Below are 21,372 nucleotides of genomic sequence, written 5' to 3'. Positions count from 1 at the left end.
CTTTCTTATATTACATAATTTATTGAATGGCAGTTATACTGTTGTTTTAGAGTATTTTAACACACACATTTTGTTGTAAAAATTACAACTATTAATATAATATATATACAATCATAAGTATTATAATTTTTATGAATCTAATTTAAACTTAATATAAACTTATTAATAAATCTTCTATATCTAAATTTTAAAATTACAATATAAAAGCTCTACACTAAATAAATACATTAAATAAACATAATGTGTAATGAATATAGATTTATATATACAAAAACGCTCCAATAAAAAGGTACCAATAAAGTTAAAAGAAACTTATTGATACCTTTTATTATTATATACTTCAATATATAATTATAAGTTTTTTGAATAGTATGGATTTACATTTATCCCTTATCTCATAGCTCTCATAGCATTTACTACTGCTATAAGTGCCACACCTACATCAGCAAATATAGCTTCCCACATAGTAGCTACTCCTCCAGCACCTAGTATCATAACTATAATTTTTACTCCTAGAGCAAATATTATGTTTTGCCACACTATCTTATTAGTCTTGTTTGCTATTTCAATTGCTTTAGATATCTTGCTAGGCTCATCTGTCATAAGCACTACATCTGCAGCTTCAATAGCAGCATCTGAACCTAAGCCTCCCATAGCTATACCAACATCAGCACGAGCTAATACTGGAGCATCATTTATTCCATCACCTACAAATGCTATTTTCTCTTTTTCAGTTCTTCCTTCATATAAATCTTCTAATCTATCTACCTTTTCATTAGGAAGTAAATTTGAGTAAACTGTATCCAATTCTAATTCTTGAGCAATATTTTTTGCTACTTTCTCATTATCTCCAGTTAACATTACAACTTCTTTTACCCCTATTGCTTTTAAGCTTCTTATGGCATTTTTACTATCTTCTTTTACTTCATCAGATATAACTATATAACCTCTATATACTTTATCAACAGCAATATAGACTACTGTACCTACTTCTTTAGCTGATGAATAAGATATATTTTCTTTTTTCATAAGTTTCTCATTACCTGCTAATATAAAATTGCCATTATGCTTTACTCTAATTCCATAAGCTGCTATTTCCTCATAACTGTCTATTGTATCTAAATCAATTTTTTTATTATAGTAACTTAATATAGACTTTGCTATTGGATGATTTGAATTTACCTCCGCAATAGCTGCATATTCTAATAATTCTTCTTCTGATATACCTTCAGGATTTAACTTAGTTACATTAAACACACCTTTAGTAAGTGTTCCTGTTTTATCAAATACTACTGTATCTACACTTCTTAAAGCTTCTAAATAGTTACTTCCTTTAATAAGGATACCATTTTTAGATGCAAACCCAATTCCACTAAAGAAACTAAGTGGTATTGATAAAACTAATGCACAAGGGCAAGAAACGACTAAGAATATCAATCCTCTATATAACCAATCACTAAATACCTCACCTGAGATTACAAGTGGTGGCACAAATGCTATTAATAAAGCAGCTATTACTACTATCGGAGTATAGTATCTTGAAAACTTAGATATAAAGTTTTCTGTCTTTGACTTTTTAATGCTAGAATTTTCAACAAGGTCAAGAATCTTAGAAACTGTTGATTCTCCAAAACTCTTTGTAACTTCAATACTCAATAAAGCATTTTTATTTATAACACCTGATAAAATTTCGTCTCCTTTTTCAACTTCTCTCAGTACTGACTCTCCTGTAAGTGCAGAAGTATCTAGCATAGAAATTCCATCCACTACTACACCATCTAATGGTACTTTCTCACCAGGTTTTACTACTATTATATCGCCTACATTTACTTCTTCTGGTGACACCACCTTAACTTCAGAATTAACTTTTAAATTTGCATAGTCTGGTCTTATTTGCATAAGTGAAGTTATAGACTTTCTTGATTTCCCAACTGCAACACCTTGTAAATACTCTCCTACTTTATAGAAAAGCATAACCCCTACTGCTTCTGATAACTCCCCTATTGCTAATGCTCCTACTGTTGCTAGAGCCATCAAAAAGTTCTCATCAAATACTCTTCCTTTTGATATATTTCTTATTGCTCTTAAAAGCACATCGCCACCTACTATTACATAGGCAACTATAAATACTATATTGCTAAACTGACTTTCATAACCTGTAGCTGTTTGATATATACCAAATATATATACAAGTGCTCCAATTATAAGTGGAATTAATTCTTTCTTATTTGTATCATTTACAGCTCCTGGTTTTTCAGTAGTTCTCCCTTTTACTTTGTTAGTAGACTCTACTTGTATATCAAGCCCTGGCTCTGTTGAATTTATTATTTCTTTTATTTTATTTATAACATCATCCGCTTCAAAGTTATTACTTATATTTACTGTAAGTTTTTTATTTACAAAGTTTAAATTAGAAGATTCAACTTCCTTTAATTTAGAAACTTTGTTATTAATTTCCTCTGCACAATGTGCACAGTTTAATCCTCCTAATATAAGCTCTTTTTTAATTGATATTTTACTAGATGCATTTTCTTTAGAACTTATTTGTATATCAAGACCTGGTTCTGTTGAATCTATTATATCTATTATCTTTTCTATAGTAGTATCCTCATTAAAGCTTTCCTTTATATTTACTGTAAGTTTTTTATTTATAAAATTTAAATTAGAAGATTTAACTTCTTGTAGTTTAGAAACTTTATTATTAATTTCTTCTGCACAGTGAGCACAATTTAATCCTCCTAGGATAAATTCTTTTTTAATTAAATTATTTGCTTCCATATATATTCACTCCTCTCATTTATCATTTATAAGTCTCTCTAATATGATTTAATCCACAATCAAATATCTGACTTATATGACTATCATCTAATGAGTAATACACTGTTTTTCCTTCTCTTCTAAACTTTACTAATCTAGCCTGCTTTAATACTCTAAGTTGATGAGATATTGCAGAGTGAGTCATATTTAATAAACTCGCTATATCACATACACACATTTCATTTGCAAATAATGCATATAATATCTTTACTCTAGTAGTATCCCCAAATACTTTAAATAATTCTGCTAAATCATATAACATCTCTTCATCTGGCATAGTTGATTTAGCCTCTGTTACTATTTCTTCATGTACTATATTACAATTACAATCATTTATCTCTTCTCTCATTTTTAATCCTCCAATTATTTTAATATATGAATAACTGTTCATATGTTCATTATATGCTATCATTTCTAAATTTGCAACAATAATTTTTATTAATTTAATATAATTAGAATGCACATATTATAAACTTTTTTAATATATATATTATTAGAATAAGTTTTTGTAAACTTTTTTATAGTTTTCTAGGAGGTGCAAGTTTAATATGAGTAACAAGAAAAAAAAGGATTTAGATACTAGTTACATGCCTTACTTAGACCCAGCGAACTATGCAGATTATATTACTAATGAAGAAATTCCTCAAGATGAATTGAGAAATGACCCTCAAATTTCTAATGGTTATACAAAAATACCTAATAACCAGAACATAAATAACCTATATCCTAATAATGTAAATCATTATCCTAAAAGTAGTAATTCTCCAAACAACTTGCCTAACACAAATAATACATCCGGAAATATGAATTACAATACGTCTGCTACAAATAATATGCCTAATAACATGAATAATAATACGGGTATGCCTAATAATATGTCTAACAATATGAATAGTAATATGGGTATGCCTAACAATATGCCTAATAACATGAATAGTAACATGGGTATGCCTAACAATATGCCTAATAATATGAATAGTAACATGGGTATGCCTAATAACATGAATAGTAATATGGGTATACCTAACAATATGTCTAATAATATGAATAGTAATATGGGTATGCCTAACAATATGTCTGGTAATATGAATAATATGTATGGTAATACAAGTATGCCTAATAACATGAACAGTAATATGGGGTATAATATGAACAATACTATGAGTATTCCTAACTTCTCATGTAATCAAAATATGCCTCCTAATGTACTTATGATGATACCAGGAGTTATATGTCATAATACAATGCAAGGTATGCCTGTAGTTATGCCTAGTACTATGCCTCCTAATATATATCCTACTCCTTATGGTTCTAGTAATATGTCTATACAAGGTATACCACAGACTACTAATATTGAAGAATTTGATGAGGAAGAAATGTAATATATATTTTTTTAAGTAAGTTGTATAAAACATTAATAATTGACCATAATAATAAATGTATTCCTCATAATATTCCCCCAATATTATAGAAATAAATTTAAGCGAGATTAAATTCAGTTAATCTCGCTTAAATAATGTCTAAATTTATTATTCCAAAAAATCATCAAAATCTAATGAACCTGATTCTGCAAAGTCATATAATGCATTTTGTTCAAAGAAAAATTTCTCTTCAAATTTAATATAGTCACTATAATTAGATTGACTTATTTCATTGATATAATTGCAATCATTTTCGTTATAAGTACCAATAAAAAACTTATTTCCCATTAAGTAATATATAGCTTTCATATCATTATTTATTATATATACATTTTCTTTTACATGATCATTATTAAAATTAAATCTAGTAAAAAATATACCTTCATTCATATTACTTTTTAACAAAAATGGATTTTCTCTATAAAATACTCTTGCAAATTCTTCAGGTGAATTTACACTGTATACACTTACAAATTCACTTTTAGAAATCTCATCAAATACCTCAAAATCATACATAGGTTCTTTATCTGTCACTAATAGAGAGTTAATTCTAAAACCAGTTTCATAACACTTACTTATGCAAAAAGCAATTTTACATATATAGTATCCATCATTATCTTCATATAAAGCTTCACTTATATATCTGCCTTGACCTTTATCACTTACCACATTTTTAAGTAATGTTCCATTTATATTAGTAATATGCATATTTGCAATCTCGTCACTTCCAGAAAAGTACTTTAAACTTTCTCTATCCCATGCTATAAATCTCATAGTCATATAATTTATAAATTCAACTTCTTCATCAACTCTTTTACATATTTTATTGTATAATTTTTCTATAGTTAAATCTGTTTTATAGTTTTTTATAATATCAATATACTCACATTTATCTCCTGGCAATAGCTTATCATAATAAAGATTCTTATTACCAAAATAAGATACTAAAAATAAAGATTCATCCTTCGTTAATTCAACTCTATCTGAACCAAATCCTCCCATCAATCTTTCTTCTTCCATATAAGCTTCTTCTTGTGTTGGGTTATTTAAACTCACATAATCTGCTAATCCTAATCCCTCTGCATCTAATAAAAAATATTGACAAAAGTGATTGTTTTCATCATCTATCCAATTTATTATAAGACCTAAACTTCCCATAAGTCTAGAATTTGTAGCCTTTGCAAAATTAAAATTCATATAGTCACATCCTTTAAACTCTAAAATACTTGTTTTTTAATATATAAATTATTATACATATATTTTAACAACTTAGATACAATTTATAATATAATATAAGGAAATGATTAATTGAGGTGGTCTTATGAAAAATATAGCAGCTTTTTTTGATATAGATGGTACTCTTTATAGAGACTCTCTTATGGTTGAACATTTTAAGAAATTAATTAAATACGATATAATTGACCAAAAAAATTGGTATAAACATGCTAGAGACACTTTTATGGATTGGGATAAAAGACAAGGTAATTATGATGATTATCTATTAGAAATATGTGACCTTTATGTTGATTCATTAAAAGGATTAGATAAAACCTGTATCAACTTTACAAGTGACCAAGTAATTAAATTAAAAGCAGATAGAGTCTATAAATACACACGTTCAAGGATTGAGTGGCATCTAAATCAAGGACATATAGTTATATTTATATCTGGTAGCCCTGGATTTCTTGTTGAAAAAATGGCAAAAAAATATAATGTAACCGATTTTCTAGGAAGTGATTATGTCTTTGAAAATAATATATTTACAGGCACAGTTATTCCAATGTGGGATTCTATAAGTAAGAATAATGCTATAAACGATTTTGTTGTAAAGTATGATTTAGATTTATCAAACTCGTATGCCTATGGAGATACTAATGGTGATATAAATATGCTAAAAAGAGTTGGAAATCCAATAGCAATAAATCCAACAAAGGAACTTTTATCTCAAATATCACTTGATGAGGAAATTTCTAAAAATGTTGAGATAATAGTAGAAAGAAAAGATATTATTTATTCTCTATCTACAGATGTAAATATAGTGGATATTTAATTTATACTATCTATTTTAAAAACTTATATTATATCTAATATTTATATCTAACATATAAAAGCTTTGACTAAAAATCAAAGCTTTTATATGTTGCACTAAGAATATATTAAATTTAGCTTTATGTTTTAATGTATATTCATATATATAATTTACCTTATCCAAACTACAATTTCATTAAATTTAAAGATAAAAATAAGCAATTATTTTTTAAATAGCATCTTTCTTAACCTATTATTGTAATAACCTATAAAAGAACTGTAAACATAGTCATATACTATAAAGGCTATCTCAAATGAACCTATAATAAATATGTTTATTGGAATATAAACTATTGTTCTTAATAAAAAATACAATATAAGTATCATTATATTTGCAAATACTAATTTCATAAAATACTCAATATATATAGACCTATCTTTTTCTATAAGATATTTTACAATACCATATATTCCAAAGGTAAGTGAATATACAATCCATTGAGACTTACTTGCCATCACTATAAATCCTAAAACTATAGAACCTATATAAAAAGCGATTCCACTCTTAAAGCCCCATTCCATTATTACAATTGATACTAAAAGTGATGCTAACCCCATAATAAACAATGTATTTACAGGAATAATATTTGTAAGAGTCAACAATATCACATTTAATGCTAATAAAACTCCTCCATAAGCAACTTTTATACTCATATTTATCATCCTAACAACAAGTTATTAAATCTCCACCAAAACATTCACAACATGAATCTAAACACCAAAGCTTAGCACAATTTTCACAACAATCGTCACCTAGACAACAACAGCAATCATCACAGCAACAGCAACAACATCCATCTAAATCATTACGTCTTCTTCTATTATAATTGTCAGCCCTATTGCTATAATCATTTCTATATTGTGTATAACTTCTAAGTGCATCACTATATTCACTATTTTCAGGCTCCATAAATTTTGCTCTTTTTAAGAAGTCTTCACCTTCTTCATAATATCCTATGTTCATTGCAGAAAAACCAGTTAAATAATACCACTCTGCACATTTGTCAGTCAAAGTTTTTAAAAAATCATATGCTTTTTTAAATTCACTATTTTCTATGAATGATCTTGCTCTCATAAAATTTTCATTATTATAAGTATTACTGTACATTCTTTCCACCTCTACTTTCTAATATATTAATATATCTTAAATAAACACCAGAATAAATTATATTTTCTATTATTCCAACATTTTTATTTAGATTTAGATTATCAATTCCCCTAGCTAAAAATCCTAATGATGTTACTATTATTTTTTTTACTTTTTCTTTTAACTCATCATTTTTATCAATATACTCTATAAATGGATTATATCTTCCTTTCTTAAAATCTTCATCTAAATCTTCATAGGCATCTAGTAGATATATATACTTACCTATATTAAAACCTATCATTCTTAAGTTTCTCTCATTTTCATCTTTTTTATAGACAAATACTTCACCCATTATATTTCCAAATATACTAGATACTTCATCTATATTTATATTTTTATCTTTTTCTAACTTATTTAATTCATTTAGTTGTTGTTTTATATACTCTGCTTTTTCAGGATACTTTTCATATGCTAATTTTAATTTGTTTTTATATATATAATATGCCAATTTATCTTTTATGCGTTTATCATCCATTAAATTATCTTCCAATTTATAATACGTTAAAAGAATATTCATACTTGCTGCATATTCTGTAATATCATTTGTAATTACCTTTTTCTTTTTAAATGGATTTACTATACACACTTCCTCTGTACTTATAGACTCTGGGTTATATACTGCTGTTAATAAAACAATTAAAAATGTTATATCATAGTTCAAAGAAAACCTAGAGATTTCTCCATGATTTCTTTTTAAGTATTTACATAGTCCACAATAGTAAGCTTTGTAATAATCATATTCTCTAAATGTTAAATCCATTTTGTTTATTTTAACATATCCAAACATAAATACTCCTTTTTGTACTACTTTATTATATAAATTATATTTATTTTCTAACTCATTTATTTTATAGTGCATTATGTAAGTTTTTACTCTTTTTACTTACTGATGCTATATAGTCCTTTTGACTTACTACATATTATCTCTAAGTTACTTATATCATTTAATAGTATATTCTTTGCCTTTGAACAAGTCATTTTTTATCCCTTATTATTTAAGGTTCAATCAAGATTTAACAAGCTATATATTTACATTTTTTGTAAGTCTAACATAATTAATATATTAAAAAGATGTATTTATCCTATATGTTTATGTGTTAATTAGACTTTAGTAACCTTAATTGAATCTATTGTTTCATTGGTTAGAAAATGAGTGTATGCCATCAAACATTAACTCGCTCCTCTTTTATTTTTTGTTAATTATTATTATATCATTAATAAAATTATAATTCATTTATTTTATATGTAATCATTAATAAATTCTTATCTACTTCTCTTTTCTTTTTTAAGTCTTCTATATTCGTCTAAGAATGTTCTGTTAGGTATAGTTACTTAATTACAATCTCATCTATTGTTATACTTACATCTTTATTTTGCTATAAGCTATCATTTATTACCTATTTCTTCTTATTTTTTCTATTTTAGTGGACATTTAATTTATGACAAATAAATATATTTATTTGATTATATTTAATACAAAACTATTCTTATAACCTTTTTAAATCATATTTAACATATAATATTAAGTAACATACTTACTTAAGAGGAATTATTAAATGATAAAATTTGAAAAGTTAAATATTATTAACAATAAAGATATGAAAGAAATACTAGATACATGGGAATCATCAGTAAGAGCAACACATGACTTTTTAAGTGAAGAAAAAATAATATCAATAAAGCCTCAAGTTAAAGAAGGTGCTAAATATGTTAGTAATTTTTTATGTGTAAGAGACAAAAAAGGTCTTATAAAAGCTTTTATGGGAATACATGATTTTAAAATTGAAATGTTATTTGTAGGTAATTATAGTATAGGAAATGGAATTGGAAAAAGACTTGCAGAATATGCAATAGAAGTATTAAATGTAAATTATGTAGATGTGAATGAGCAAAATCAACAAGCATTAGGCTTTTATAAACATATGGGATTTAAAGTCTTTAAAAAATCTGAGTTCGATGAACAAGGTAATCCATTCCCTATACTGCATATGAAATTAAAATAACAATATAAACTATAGTATAACTAAATAAATATAAATAGAGTAATAATTGAAAAATATTACTCTATTATCATAACCTTACTCTCACTTATCTTGTTATAATAATTATATAATATATTTTTAGGTCGTTTAAACTGTATTTTTAGTTTTTAAATAACAAATATTTTCTATTGTTGATTTCCAATGATTTTATACAAAAATAGTATAATTGTTATATGTTACTATAGAAGTTTTATTTATTTTTCTTACTGTCTAATACTACTCCAATAACTAATCCAAAGGATAAACCAATAGCTAAGTTTTTAAATAATGAACCCAAAATAACACCAAAACATAATCCTAACGCCAAATAACTTATATTTTCATTTTTCATATATTACTCCTTTAAATTTAATTGTAACATTTTAACTTTTCTAATTGATTCTTTTGAAGTTTTGACTATATCAACTAAACCTCTTATCTCATAGTTATTACACTCACTTAGCACTCCTTTTACTAATATTTTAAGATATCTCCCCTAATTTATAAACAGTAGTAGTAAAAAATGGTTTTTAAACATATATTTTCAAAGTCTAATATATATAAAACTATTTTTATGAATCTTTACTAATTCCAACTGCTCTTAAAGGACCGAGTAACGACATTCTAACAAGTATCAGTACCATTTCTTCAGGGTAATCTATAACCTAACTAAACCTAAAAAATAAAATTAATTATAAACAAAAAATAAATATAATAAAAGGGCTTACAAATTATAAGTCCTTTTATCGAACATAAAATCAAATTATTTTCCTTAAATAGGAAACTTTAAAAATATATTCTAATTATTATATCTTAGATTGAAAATAATTAGAAAGTTAAGTTAAAAATAATGTTAATTTATATATTTATCCTAATTCATACAATTCAATCTTACTTGTATTAAATTACTCTTCAAATAATTGGAGTATATTCAAAACTACCTACAGTATACTTCAATTCTTTTTTTGCTTTATTTATAACCAATTCATCAAGCATTACATCATTTATTGAACATGATATAGATTTAGATGCCAATAACATTGCTTTAAATCCCATATCAGAACCTGCACTTGCACAAGATTGCCATGTATGGGCAGAAATACCAATAGGCCAAACTGAACAAGAACACTGTGCTGTAGGAATTATGTAACTAACATCTCCAATATCCAATGATAATGATATACAGTTATTATGAGTAAATGTATCATCTGTAACCTCATCATGTAAATTCATCTTAGTAATATCCTTATTTCCACTTAATACACTAGAAACACTACTTCTTTTATCTATAGACACTGTCTCAGCTAATTTATCTGCAAAATAGTAGTCATCTTCATTATAGTTTTGTACACCTACTAATTTCATATTTTGTGATAGAATATCTGTTAATATTGTATTTGGAATATAGTCATATACTCCACTTATAATGTCATATTCCATAATGGTACCAGTCATTAATGCTGCTCCTTTTGCTATATCAACAATCCTACCAAATACATCTCTTACATGCTCCATTTTAACTCCTCTTATGTAATACCACACTTCTGCAAAATCAGGAACTATATTTGGCATTTTTCCACCATTAGTAGTTACATAGTGTACTCTACAATTATCAAATATATGTTCTCTTAAATAATTACAACCTATATTCATAAGTTCTACTGCATCAAGTGCACTTCTTCCGTTATAAGGAGCTTGTGCTGCATGAGCACTAATCCCATTATATCTAAATTTCACAGAGTAATTAGCAAGTGTTGGGATTCTTATAGGAGTATTTATATCAAATGGATGCCAACTAAAAGCACAATCAATTCCATCAAAAAAACCCTTTTTTATCATCAATACTTTTCCAGATAAATCTTCCTCTGCTGGACATCCATAGTATTTTATAGTCCCTTTCAGCTTTTTTAGTTTGATTAATTCCTTTACTGCAATTACAGCTCCTATTGAACCTGTACCAAGTAAGTTATGTCCACATCCATGACCTGCACCACCATCTACAATAGGTTCTTTAGTAGTGGATACTTTTTGAGACAAACCATCTAAAGCATCATATTCTCCCAAAACTGCTATAACTGGTCTACCTTCTCCATAACTAGCCACAAATGCTGTATCCATACCTTCTAATCCCTCTATACTAAAACCATGTTTTTTTAAACATTCTTTTTGTAAATTTGAAGCATAGTATTCTTTATACTGAAGCTCTGGATTTTTCCATATCTTATCTGATATATCTCTTAATTCTCCCTGTATCTCATCTATATATTCCATCAAAAACTTTTTATTTAAATTATCCATATTAATTATATAAACCTCCCTGTTTCTAATAACTTATAGATTATCAGCCAAAATGACTAATTTTAACTGATTTAAAAATATTTTCTACCATACAACCATTTTATACAATAAAACCTCTTGACTTGTAAGTTTCATTTTATCAAGTAAGAGGTTTTCAAGTTTTATAAAATTTTTAGCATGTTAACCAATCAAGCATATTAACCCATAATTTATTATAGTATTTCCAATCAGTAAATTCTTTTGGACCCCAGTGAGGTGCACAGTCAGAACTAAAGATAGCAGATTTTCCTTTTCCAAACTCGCCAACAGCTACAAATGGGTCTCCTCCAATAGTTGCTAAAACAGGACAATTATCTCTAGCTACTGTTTTGTTATATCCTAAAAACTTTGGCCATTCTGTTGGTATACCTTTTAATACTGGATGTTCAGAGTCAATAACTTCTGGAATTATTCCTGCTGGTTTTTCAACTCTATCATCTTTATCTATCATTGTTATTGGTAATACATCTTTGATAGCAGTTTCTCCGAATCTAGCTTTTGCATCTATTCCTGTAAATGACATATATCCACCTACCATGATTAACGCCCCACCATTATTTACATACTCTTTGATTAGTTCAAGTCTATCTGGATTACTATTGCAATCTATAAAAGTACTATTAGATAATAAGAACGTATTAGAACCTATATCAGATAATATTATACAGTCATACTCATTTAACTCTTCTAATTTATACGGAAAACTATCTGCTGCTACATGTGCAGGCATATGAACTGTCTCATATCCTCCAGATTCTATTGCTTCTTTCAACCACTTTACAGCTTCTTCATAATGAGTTGTAACAAACGTATCAAATCCTTTTATATGAGTTATATTTTTTACCCAAGATTCCCCTACTATTAATACTTTTTTCATTTATATATTCCTCCTACTTTTATAAGTTTAATATTAGACTTGCATACATAAGTATACTATCTAAATACTCCTTAATTTCAACATATTCATCAATTGAATGACATTGTTCTATTGAACCTGGCCCTAATATAAGTGTTGGTATTTCAGCTAAATTTTTCATTACTCTCGCATCATTGCCAGCTGTTGAACCTTTTATCTCTAATTTTTTTCCTAGAGTTTCTTCTAGTATTTTATGTGCATTCACTACAAAATCAGAATCCTTGTCCATCTCAAAACCTAACCCTGATTGATATATGTTTATATTTGGTTTATTATCTTTAAGCCATAAATCTCCATTAGCCCTTGTCATTATGACATTTGTTACATCATTTACAACTTGTTCATAACTCATTATATTTGGCAAGAAGTGTACACATAAATTAAATACACACTTATCTGGCACAGTAGAACCTGCTGTTCCACCATTTATTACACCTAAATTTATTGTAGGTGAAGGTAATAGTGGATGTTTATATATCATAAGCCAGTTATGTTCCAACCCTTTTATATCTTGAAGCAACAACATAGCCTTCTCAATTGCATTTACACCCTCCCACTTACTACCACAGTGAAGAGACACACCTTTAACCTCAACTTCAAAGAATACAAATCCCATATGTGCAACTATTAAGTTTTGTTCTGATGGTTCACAAATTATGCAACAATCTCCACCAATACCATTCATAACTGCATTTATGGTACCATTTCCGCCACCTTCTTCATCTACTACTGACATTATTTTTACATTACCAGGTACATTTAGACCACTATCTTTTATAAGCTTTACAGCTAATATTGATGCTATAAGTCCAGATTTCATATCAGCAGTTCCAAGTCCATAAAGTTTTCCATTATCTTCTGTAGCACGATATGGATTATATTTCCACTTACTTATATCACCCGGTGGCATAGTGTCTACATGACCATTAAATACAATTGTCTTACCAGGTAAATCATCACTATACTTACAAATTAAATTATATCTATCTTGATAATTGTGACCTAGATTTCCTTCTTTATATATATTTTTTGCTTTTTTAATTAATTCTTCGCTTATTTCTTGTCTATCTACACTAAAACCTATGTAATTTGCAAGTTTTTCAATATATTCCTGTCCTTCTTTTTCAAATCCACCTAGTATTCCATGACCAACATCTTCAGTCTTTATACTTACAAGTTCTTTTAAATAATCTATGTATTCTTGTTTTTTACTATTTAATGTATCTAAGAGAATTTTTTTCATATTTCCTCCTAAGATTTATTTTTACATTTAAAATTTCAAGTCTAATCTCATCTATTTAAGCCATAGTAAACTTTTTCACTTAGCATATTCCCATTCAATGTATAAAGATGTATGCAAATTAAAGTATAAAAATATATACAAAAACTCAATAATTTTTATAGTTTATAAGCTAAAATTTAATTACTATTTAGATTTAGCTGATTTTTTTAATTTTATATTATTTATCCATATAGCAAATAACATTACCAAACCTTTTATAATCATTTGATTATATGAAGATACACTTAATAAGTTTAATCCATTTCCTAATATTCCTATTATTCCGACACCTATACATGTACCTACTATAGAACCAGAACCACCCATCATATTAGTACCACCAAGCACAACGGCTGCTATAGCATCCAATTCTGCTCCATCTCCAACAGTTGGTGAACCTGATGCCAAACGTGATGATAGTATTATCCCAGCTAATGCTGTTAGTAGTCCAGCTAGTGCGTATACTTTTACTATAACTTTATTTACTTTTACTCCACATAATCTAGCGGCCTCTTCATTTCCACCTACTGCATGTACATGACGTCCAAAATTAGTTCTTTTTAATAGAAAATGTCCTGCTATTACAACTATAATCATAATTATAACTGGTATTGGTATTGGTCCAATATATCCTCTACCGAGCATCTTAAATGCATCTGTATTTACTGATATAGGTCTTCCTCCTGTAAATACAAAGCTTGCCCCACTTATTATCGTTAACATGGCTAAAGTTACAATGAATGGAGGTAGTTTTTGTGTTGAAATAATTGCACCTTTTATGACTCCTAATATTGTCCCTATTGCTAATGCAAGTATCATACCTCCCCATATAGGTGCATTATAATTCACTACTGTTGTAGCCCAAAATGTACCTACTAAAGCAATTACTGCTCCTACACTTAAATCTATTCCTCCTGTAATTATTACAAATGTCATACCTACTGCAAGTATTGCATTTATTGATATTTGTCTTCCAACATTAATTAAATTGTCTAAAGTTAAAAAGTTAGATGAAGCTACACTCATTATTATAAAAATTATTACAAGTCCTACAGCTGCACTCCCTTGGTCTCTAAATACACTTGTTAATTTTGTCAATAATGGAGAAGATTTTTCTTCTTTATGCTTAGTTATTGAACTCATTAATTTTACCTCCGAAAGCCAATTTTAATACATTATTTTCAACCATTTCTTCACCTTCTAAAAATCCACTTATATGACCTTCTCTCATAACCATTATTCTGTCACTCATTGATATTAATTCTGGTATTTCAGAAGATATCATTATTATACTTACACCACTCTCCACTAAATCTCCCATTAGATTGTATATCTCTGCCTTAGCATTTACATCTATACCTCTGGTTGGTTCATCCATAATTAATATATCTGGTTGTAATAAAAGCCATCTTGCTATTATAGCTTTTTGTTGGTTTCCACCACTTAAACTTTGTATAACTTGATTCATATGTGGTGTTTTTATCTTTAAAGCTTCTATGTATTTTTCTAAAATATCTTTTTCCTTTTTTCTATCTATAATTGATTTAAACTTAGATATCTTTTTTAACCCAGCCATAGTTGTGTTTTCTTTGACACTCATTTGTAAAAACAATCCAGTACCTTTTCTATCTTCTGTTATTAATCCTAGTCCATTTTCTATTGCATCTGATGGAGTTTTAAACTTTACTTCTTCATTGTTTAAATATATTTTCCCAGAATCATATGTTCTAAGTCCAAATATAGCTTCTACTATTTCACTTCTCTTACTTCCAACTAGTCCACCTATTCCCAATATTTCACCTTTTCTTATATTAAAGCTAATATCATTAAAAACATTGTTCTTAGTTAGACTTTCCACTCGCATAATTTCTTCTTTTATTTCTACTTTTCTTTTTGGGAAAAATTGGTCTAGCTTTCTATCTATCATTAAATTAACTAATTCTTCCTCAGACGATACATCTTTGGTATTCAAAGTCGAAATCGTTTTCCCATCTCGCATTATAGTTATTCTGTCACAAATCTCAAAGAGTTCTTCCATCCTATGGGATATATATATTATACTAACTCCACTCTCTTTTAAATCATTTATAAGTCTAAAAAGTATTTCAGTCTCTTTTTTACTTATTGAAGAAGTAGGTTCATCCATTATTAATACTTTAGTTTCTGATGATAAAACTCTTGCTATTTCTACCATTTGTTTTTGAGCTATACTAAGCTCTTTGACTAAGCTATTTGGATTTATATCTATTCCCATATTATCGAAAATCTTTTTAGCCTCTTCATTCATTTTTTTGTCATTGGTTAAGACTTTGCCATTTATTTCTTTTCCCATAAAAATATTTTGTGCTACTGTTAATTCGTCAAAAACTGTTAGTTCTTGATATATGGCATTTATACCTATCTTTTTAGAGATATCTGGGGATATATTCTCTATTTCTTTGCCTTCAAAAATAAATTTTCCAGAAGTTTTCGAATGTGCCCCAGTTAAAATCTTTATCATTGTTGATTTACCAGCACCATTTTCACCCAGTAGTGCATGAACTTCGCCATGAAATAACTCAAAATTAACATTATCTAATGCTCTGACACCAGGAAATTCTTTAGCAATATTACTTAACTTCAGAATTATATTACTCATAATGACACTCCTTTTTAAATAGGATTTCTTTCAAATAATCTCATTTTATTTTACTAATTCTTAAAGTCTTTTATATTTTCCTTATCATAAAGTAAAGCTGGTACTGGTATATTCTTTTCTACCTTTTCCCCTTTTATAGCTTTTACTACTGCTTCTACAGCTAAACGTCCCATCTCTTTAGGTTGTTGTTGAATCATAGCAAGAATAGTTCCATCTGTTATTCCACTTGATGCTTCTTCAGTTAAGTCAAATCCTACAATCTTAACATCCTTATTTTTTGCAGATTCAAGTGCAGCTTTAGCTCCTAGTACACTATTTTCAGCTGTTGCATATATTATATCTACATCTGGATTAGATTGAATTAAGTTTTCTACTGTATTAAGAGATTCTTCTCTGTCATATCCTGGTTGTGAATTTAATATCTTAACATTTGCTGAACCTTTTAATGCATCTTTAAATCCATCTATTCTCTGCATTTGTATTTGAGATTTTAAATCTGTCACTATTGCTATTTCTGACTTTCCACCTAACTTTTCATCTATGTATTTTTTAGTGTATTCCCCTAATTTTTTACCAGCATCATAACTAACTGTTCCTACATAACTTGTAATATTTTCAGTATTTAATACAGCATCTACTGTAACTACTGGCATTTTTTCAAATGCTCCTTCTACTGCTGGTACTATAGCCGAATTATCAGTTCCAAGTACTATCATTCCATCTACATTTTGTTGTATAAAATCTTCTATTGCTGATGTTTGCTTAGCTACATCTTGGTCTGGGTCATTTACTATAACTTTCACACCTAATTCTTTAGCTTTTTCTTTTATTCCCTCATCAATATCTATAAAAAATTGATGTTGAAGAGTTATTGTAGATACTCCAATAGTTAAATCTTTCTTGTCTGAACCACCTTTATTATCTGATTTACTTGGTCCTTCCATTGAACACCCTGTTAACATTCCTATTGCTAGTATTCCAGCAATTCCTAAAGATAAAATTTTTCTCACTCTCATAATTAACCTCCATTTTTAATAGTTTTAAATTTGAACAAATTAGATTTTTATTTATTATTTAAATATTTTTCAACATCTTCTTTATAGGGCATACCAGATTGTGCACCTAGTTTAGTTACAGAAAGACCTGATACTACTACTGCATATTCTACTGCTGTATATAAATTTTTCCCTTCTGTTATAGCCACTGCCAATGCTCCATTAAATGTATCTCCTGCTCCTGTGGTATCTTGAACATCAACACTTATACAAGATACATGCTTGATTTCCTCACCATCATAAAATCTAGCTCCATTTTTTCCTTCTGTTATTACAAGTTTATTTGGATATTTTTTTAATACTTCTTCTATCCCTTCATTTGTGTCAAAAACTATCTTATATTCATGTTCATTTGGTGTTAAGTAAGTTACTTTTTCTATTATATCTTCATTTAGTTTTACTGCTGGTGCTGGATTTAATAAAACCTTAATCCTATTTTCAAAACAGAAATTCACTACATAATTTATTGTTTTTAATGGAATCTCTAATTGTAGCAATACTATATCTGCATTCTTTATCTCTTCTTCATTCTTTTTAATTAATTCTATATCTACTAGCTCATTCGTCCCTGGTACAACAACAATACTATTATCATTTTCACATAATGTTATAACAGCAACACCAGAACTTTTGTGATTATTTCTGGATACTAAACTATAATCAACTTTATTCGTTCTAAAATTTCTTATTAACTCCTCTCCTAAGCCATCTTCCCCTATGCATGATATCATTTTTACATTTGCTCCTAGTTTAGAAGCTGAGATAGCTTGATTAGCCCCTTTTCCTCCAGGTGATGTAAAAAAACTATTACCTAATACTGTTTCTCCTTTTTCTGGTCTTTTATCTACAGAACATACCATGTCCATGTTTACACTTCCTATGACAACTATGTTTCCCATTACATTACTCCTTTACATATCTATTTATGTCTCTCGTGCTGTTATTCACTTTCTTTTGTTGAATCTCTTATGACTAATTCTGGTTTGAAAATCAATTCATCAAACGATTCTTTTTTATCTCCTCTTAAACAATTTATCAATATTTCACTGGCTTTATATCCTATATCATAAGATGGCTGTTTTACTGTGGTAAGAGAAGGGCTTATTAGACTTGATGTTTGAATATCATCAAATCCCACGACACTTACATCATTTGGTATACTTAATCCTCTTTCTTTAAGACCTCTTATGACACCTATTGCAATCAAATCATTTGCACAAAATATTGCATCAAAATCTATCTTTTCTAAATTTTTTATAAATTCTTGTCCCCATTCAATCTTATATTTTCCTTCAAATACATAAGCAGGATTGTAGCTTAAATTGCACTCGATTAGAGCCTTTTTATATCCTTCTAATCTATCTACTGCTATTTCATTTTGAAGTGGACCACTTAGGTATATTATTTTCTTATTTCCAATATCTAATAAATGTTTTGTAGCTATATAGGCCCCTTCAAAGTTATTTATTTTAACAATTCCTTTTAAGGTTTCTTTGTTCATACTTATCTTCTTATCAATCAAGACAGTTGGTATTTTTATATCTTTATAATTTGCTTCTTTCCAGTTTGTATTTGAAGATGCTGCAAATATAATTCCATCTATCATCCTCTCTGATAGTGTTCTTATTCCTTCATATTCTTTTTTAGCATCTTCATCTGTATTACATAAAATTATATTGTAGCCTTCTTCATTAGCTTTATCTTCTACACCTCTTGATACATCTGTAAAGAATGGATTTCGTATATCTGGTATAAGAAGCCCTATAGTATTAGTTTTTTTAGTTACTAAACTTTGTGCTAATTTATTTGGTACATAATTTTTTTCCTTCATTATTTTCAAAATTTTTTCTCTTGTTGCCTGACTTATATTTTCATCTTTATTATTAATGACTTTTGACACAGTTGTTTTAGAAACACCAGCCAATTCGCCAATTTCTTTTATAGTTATACTCAAGAAGTTCACCCCCAAAATTTAGGAAACCGTTTTACTTAACCGGTTACCTAGATACTATCACATCTTTTTTTCATTTGCAACCATTTTATATAAATTTTGATATTTTTCCCTTTTTTCAAAATATTGCAACTTATAATTCAATTTTAATATTTAAATTAATCTGCAAAAAAAAATTAATATACTTTTATAATTATCTAAAAGTATATTAATTAATTTAAGCAGTATTTATTAAAGTTCAAATCCTTGCTCTATAATCATTTTTTTATCATTTTCAATCCCACTTCCAACAGTTGTCAAATAATCACCAACAATTGCAGAATTTACTCCCCCATTAAATCCAACTTTGTCATATCCCTTTAATGATAGCCTTCCACCAGCATACCTTATGTACACATTAGGAATTATAAACCTAAATACTGCTGTTGTTTTTAGTATTTCCATTGGTTCTAATACATCATAATTTTCCATTGGTGTATTCTTAATAGGATTTAAAATGTTTATTGGAAATGATTTTACATTTAATTCTCGTATTTCAAAAGCCATTTTTAGTCTCTGTTCTTCACTCTCATTCATTCCAATTATACCGCCTACACATACATCTAGCCCAGCTTTTTTAGCATCTTTTATAGTTTTTATCCTATCTTTATATGTGTGTGTTGTACATATATTATGAAAATTATCTCTACACGTCTCAACATTGTGGTGATATGTAGTCACACCTGCTGACTTCAACATTTTAGCTTGCTCATAATCTATAATACCTAAAGATGCACATAATTTTAAATTAGTATTTTCCCTCAATCCTTCATAGATATTTAAAATATTATTAAACTCCTTTCCTGACATACCTTTACCACTTGTAACCAATGAGAATCTATGCACTCCTTTACTCTCCATCTCTTTAGCTCTATTTAAGATTTCATTGTAATCTAATAATGAATATTCTTCTACACCAGTTTTATAATAAGAAGACTGAGCACAAAATTTACAGTCTTCACTACATTTGCCAGATTTAGCATTCATTATCGTACATAAATCTGCTTTTCTTCCCATAAAATATTCTCTTATTTCATTTGCAGATTTTAATAGAATATCAAAATCGTTTTTATTATTTGTATCAAGGCTTATTAAATTAAGAGCTTCTTCATAACTTATTTCTTTTTCTCTCAATACTTTATTTTTTAATTTTATTATGTATTTTTCCATATATCCTCCTATTTGTCAACTTAATATTTTTATGTAGTTTACTTATTATATATAGTATTGCATATATAACATTTATTGGTCAACTTTATTTTATACACAAGTTTACTATACACAAAAAAATACTGCTTCAAAATAATATTAGTATATGGATTATACATATTATTATTAAAGCAGTATTTTTTATTAGAATATAATTCTTACTGGTTTATAAAACTATCCTTGTCTTAACTCCATCCAAGCTTTCCATTGTAATAACCTCTAAGCCTTCATATTCTCTAAATAGCCATTTTAAATCCTTCATGGCTTGATTAACCTGACTTTTTGTTAGATTATTTATAAAATATTCTTTTCTAGTTTCCTCATACTCTTTGCTAGTCAAAAAGTTTCTTAGAAAATTAAACGCAAATACACTTGGAATATTGTTTACATTAGCCTTCTTGCTGTTTTCCTTCTCATAGTAAATTTTCATAAATGCATACTCCTTTGA

General features: G+C 27.8%; 20 protein-coding genes. 3 read left to right on the top strand and 17 right to left on the bottom strand.

From position 1 onward, the window contains the following. Positions 1–390: 390 nt before the first annotated feature. Entirely contained in the window at positions 391–2,778 is a 2,388-nt protein-coding gene (locus CDIF1296T_RS02645; protein WP_003429705.1) for a heavy metal translocating P-type ATPase, read from the bottom strand. 22 nt (positions 2,779–2,800) lie between these two features. Next, positions 2,801–3,166, bottom strand: a complete 366-nt coding sequence (locus CDIF1296T_RS02640; protein ID WP_003437587.1) for an ArsR/SmtB family transcription factor — start codon at positions 3,164–3,166, stop codon at positions 2,801–2,803. 199 nt (positions 3,167–3,365) lie between these two features. On the opposite strand from CDIF1296T_RS02640, the gene CDIF1296T_RS02635 reads away from it, so the two are divergent. Further along, positions 3,366–4,199: a hypothetical protein gene (locus CDIF1296T_RS02635; protein ID WP_009895380.1), complete on the top strand. Its 834-nt coding sequence runs from the start codon at positions 3,366–3,368 to the stop codon at positions 4,197–4,199. 147 nt (positions 4,200–4,346) lie between these two features. Here the strand turns inward: CDIF1296T_RS02635 and CDIF1296T_RS02630 are convergent, their stop codons facing one another. Continuing rightward, positions 4,347–5,435 (bottom strand): hypothetical protein, encoded by a 1,089-nt coding sequence (locus tag CDIF1296T_RS02630; RefSeq protein WP_009895379.1) that lies wholly within the window; start codon positions 5,433–5,435, stop codon positions 4,347–4,349. A gap of 124 nt (positions 5,436–5,559) precedes the next feature. On the opposite strand from CDIF1296T_RS02630, the gene CDIF1296T_RS02625 reads away from it, so the two are divergent. Beyond that, on the top strand, positions 5,560–6,288 hold the full coding sequence (locus CDIF1296T_RS02625) for an HAD family hydrolase (RefSeq protein ID WP_003421079.1): 729 nt from the start codon (positions 5,560–5,562) through the stop codon (positions 6,286–6,288). Positions 6,289–6,488: 200 nt separating this feature from the next. On the opposite strand, the gene CDIF1296T_RS02615 is transcribed toward CDIF1296T_RS02625, so the two are convergent. Genes CDIF1296T_RS02615 through CDIF1296T_RS02605 form a run of 3 tightly spaced genes read right to left on the bottom strand, consistent with a single transcriptional unit; the run spans position 6,489 to position 8,263 of the window. Next, a complete protein-coding gene (locus tag CDIF1296T_RS02615) occupies positions 6,489–6,980 on the bottom strand; it encodes a hypothetical protein (protein ID WP_009888171.1) in 492 nt (163 codons plus the stop codon). Between the two features lie 10 nt (positions 6,981–6,990). Further along, positions 6,991–7,434 carry a hypothetical protein gene (locus CDIF1296T_RS02610; RefSeq protein ID WP_003435904.1) on the bottom strand — a complete coding sequence of 148 codons (444 nt, stop codon included), beginning with the start codon at positions 7,432–7,434 and terminating at the stop codon, positions 6,991–6,993. Then, on the bottom strand, positions 7,424–8,263 hold the full coding sequence (locus CDIF1296T_RS02605) for a DUF5685 family protein (RefSeq protein WP_003435907.1): 840 nt from the start codon (positions 8,261–8,263) through the stop codon (positions 7,424–7,426). Before CDIF1296T_RS02605 ends, CDIF1296T_RS02610 begins: the two co-directional genes overlap by 11 nt. 769 nt (positions 8,264–9,032) lie before the next feature. Between CDIF1296T_RS02605 and CDIF1296T_RS02600 the strand changes: the two genes are divergently transcribed. Continuing rightward, positions 9,033–9,479 (top strand): GNAT family N-acetyltransferase, encoded by a 447-nt coding sequence (locus tag CDIF1296T_RS02600; protein WP_009895378.1) that lies wholly within the window; start codon positions 9,033–9,035, stop codon positions 9,477–9,479. Between the two features lie 229 nt (positions 9,480–9,708). Here CDIF1296T_RS02600 and CDIF1296T_RS19495 read toward each other — a convergent pair whose 3' ends face one another. The 11 genes from CDIF1296T_RS19495 to CDIF1296T_RS02550 all read right to left on the bottom strand — a co-directional run bounded on the left by CDIF1296T_RS19495 (position 9,709) and on the right by CDIF1296T_RS02550 (position 21,354). Beyond that, on the bottom strand, positions 9,709–9,849 hold the full coding sequence (locus CDIF1296T_RS19495; protein ID WP_009895377.1) for a glycine zipper domain-containing protein: 141 nt from the start codon (positions 9,847–9,849) through the stop codon (positions 9,709–9,711). Between the two features lie 560 nt (positions 9,850–10,409). After that, the gene (locus CDIF1296T_RS02595; protein ID WP_009895376.1) at positions 10,410–11,795 is read right to left on the bottom strand and encodes a M20 family metallopeptidase; all 1,386 of its coding nucleotides are present in this window, start codon (positions 11,793–11,795) and stop codon (positions 10,410–10,412) included. 172 nt (positions 11,796–11,967) lie between these two features. Then, on the bottom strand, positions 11,968–12,711 hold the full coding sequence (locus tag CDIF1296T_RS02590; protein WP_003435911.1) for a glutamine amidotransferase: 744 nt from the start codon (positions 12,709–12,711) through the stop codon (positions 11,968–11,970). 19 nt (positions 12,712–12,730) lie between these two features. After that, positions 12,731–13,993: a M20 family metallopeptidase gene (locus CDIF1296T_RS02585; RefSeq protein ID WP_009895375.1), complete on the bottom strand. Its 1,263-nt coding sequence runs from the start codon at positions 13,991–13,993 to the stop codon at positions 12,731–12,733. 183 nt (positions 13,994–14,176) lie between these two features. After that, positions 14,177–15,175 (bottom strand): ABC transporter permease, encoded by a 999-nt coding sequence (locus tag CDIF1296T_RS02580; RefSeq protein ID WP_009895374.1) that lies wholly within the window; start codon positions 15,173–15,175, stop codon positions 14,177–14,179. Continuing rightward, positions 15,159–16,670, bottom strand: coding sequence for a sugar ABC transporter ATP-binding protein (locus CDIF1296T_RS02575; RefSeq protein ID WP_009895373.1), 1,512 nt, complete (start codon positions 16,668–16,670; stop codon positions 15,159–15,161). Before CDIF1296T_RS02575 ends, CDIF1296T_RS02580 begins: the two co-directional genes overlap by 17 nt. Before the next feature lie 53 nt (positions 16,671–16,723). Then, positions 16,724–17,686, bottom strand: a complete 963-nt coding sequence (locus tag CDIF1296T_RS02570; RefSeq protein WP_003435917.1) for a substrate-binding domain-containing protein — start codon at positions 17,684–17,686, stop codon at positions 16,724–16,726. Between the two features lie 47 nt (positions 17,687–17,733). Continuing rightward, the gene (rbsK, locus tag CDIF1296T_RS02565) at positions 17,734–18,624 is read right to left on the bottom strand and encodes a ribokinase (protein WP_009895372.1); all 891 of its coding nucleotides are present in this window, start codon (positions 18,622–18,624) and stop codon (positions 17,734–17,736) included. Between the two features lie 41 nt (positions 18,625–18,665). Next, positions 18,666–19,688 carry a LacI family DNA-binding transcriptional regulator gene (locus CDIF1296T_RS02560; protein WP_225722703.1) on the bottom strand — a complete coding sequence of 341 codons (1,023 nt, stop codon included), beginning with the start codon at positions 19,686–19,688 and terminating at the stop codon, positions 18,666–18,668. A gap of 219 nt (positions 19,689–19,907) precedes the next feature. Continuing rightward, a complete protein-coding gene (bioB, locus tag CDIF1296T_RS02555) occupies positions 19,908–20,885 on the bottom strand; it encodes a biotin synthase BioB (RefSeq protein WP_009895370.1) in 978 nt (325 codons plus the stop codon). Positions 20,886–21,090: 205 nt separating this feature from the next. After that, positions 21,091–21,354, bottom strand: a complete 264-nt coding sequence (locus CDIF1296T_RS02550; RefSeq protein ID WP_003421054.1) for a hypothetical protein — start codon at positions 21,352–21,354, stop codon at positions 21,091–21,093. Positions 21,355–21,372: the final 18 nt, after the last annotated feature.

The organism is Clostridioides difficile ATCC 9689 = DSM 1296 (assembly GCF_001077535.1).
Classification (GTDB): domain Bacteria; phylum Bacillota; class Clostridia; order Peptostreptococcales; family Peptostreptococcaceae; genus Clostridioides; species Clostridioides difficile.
This window is presented reverse-complemented; position numbering and strand designations above follow the sequence as displayed.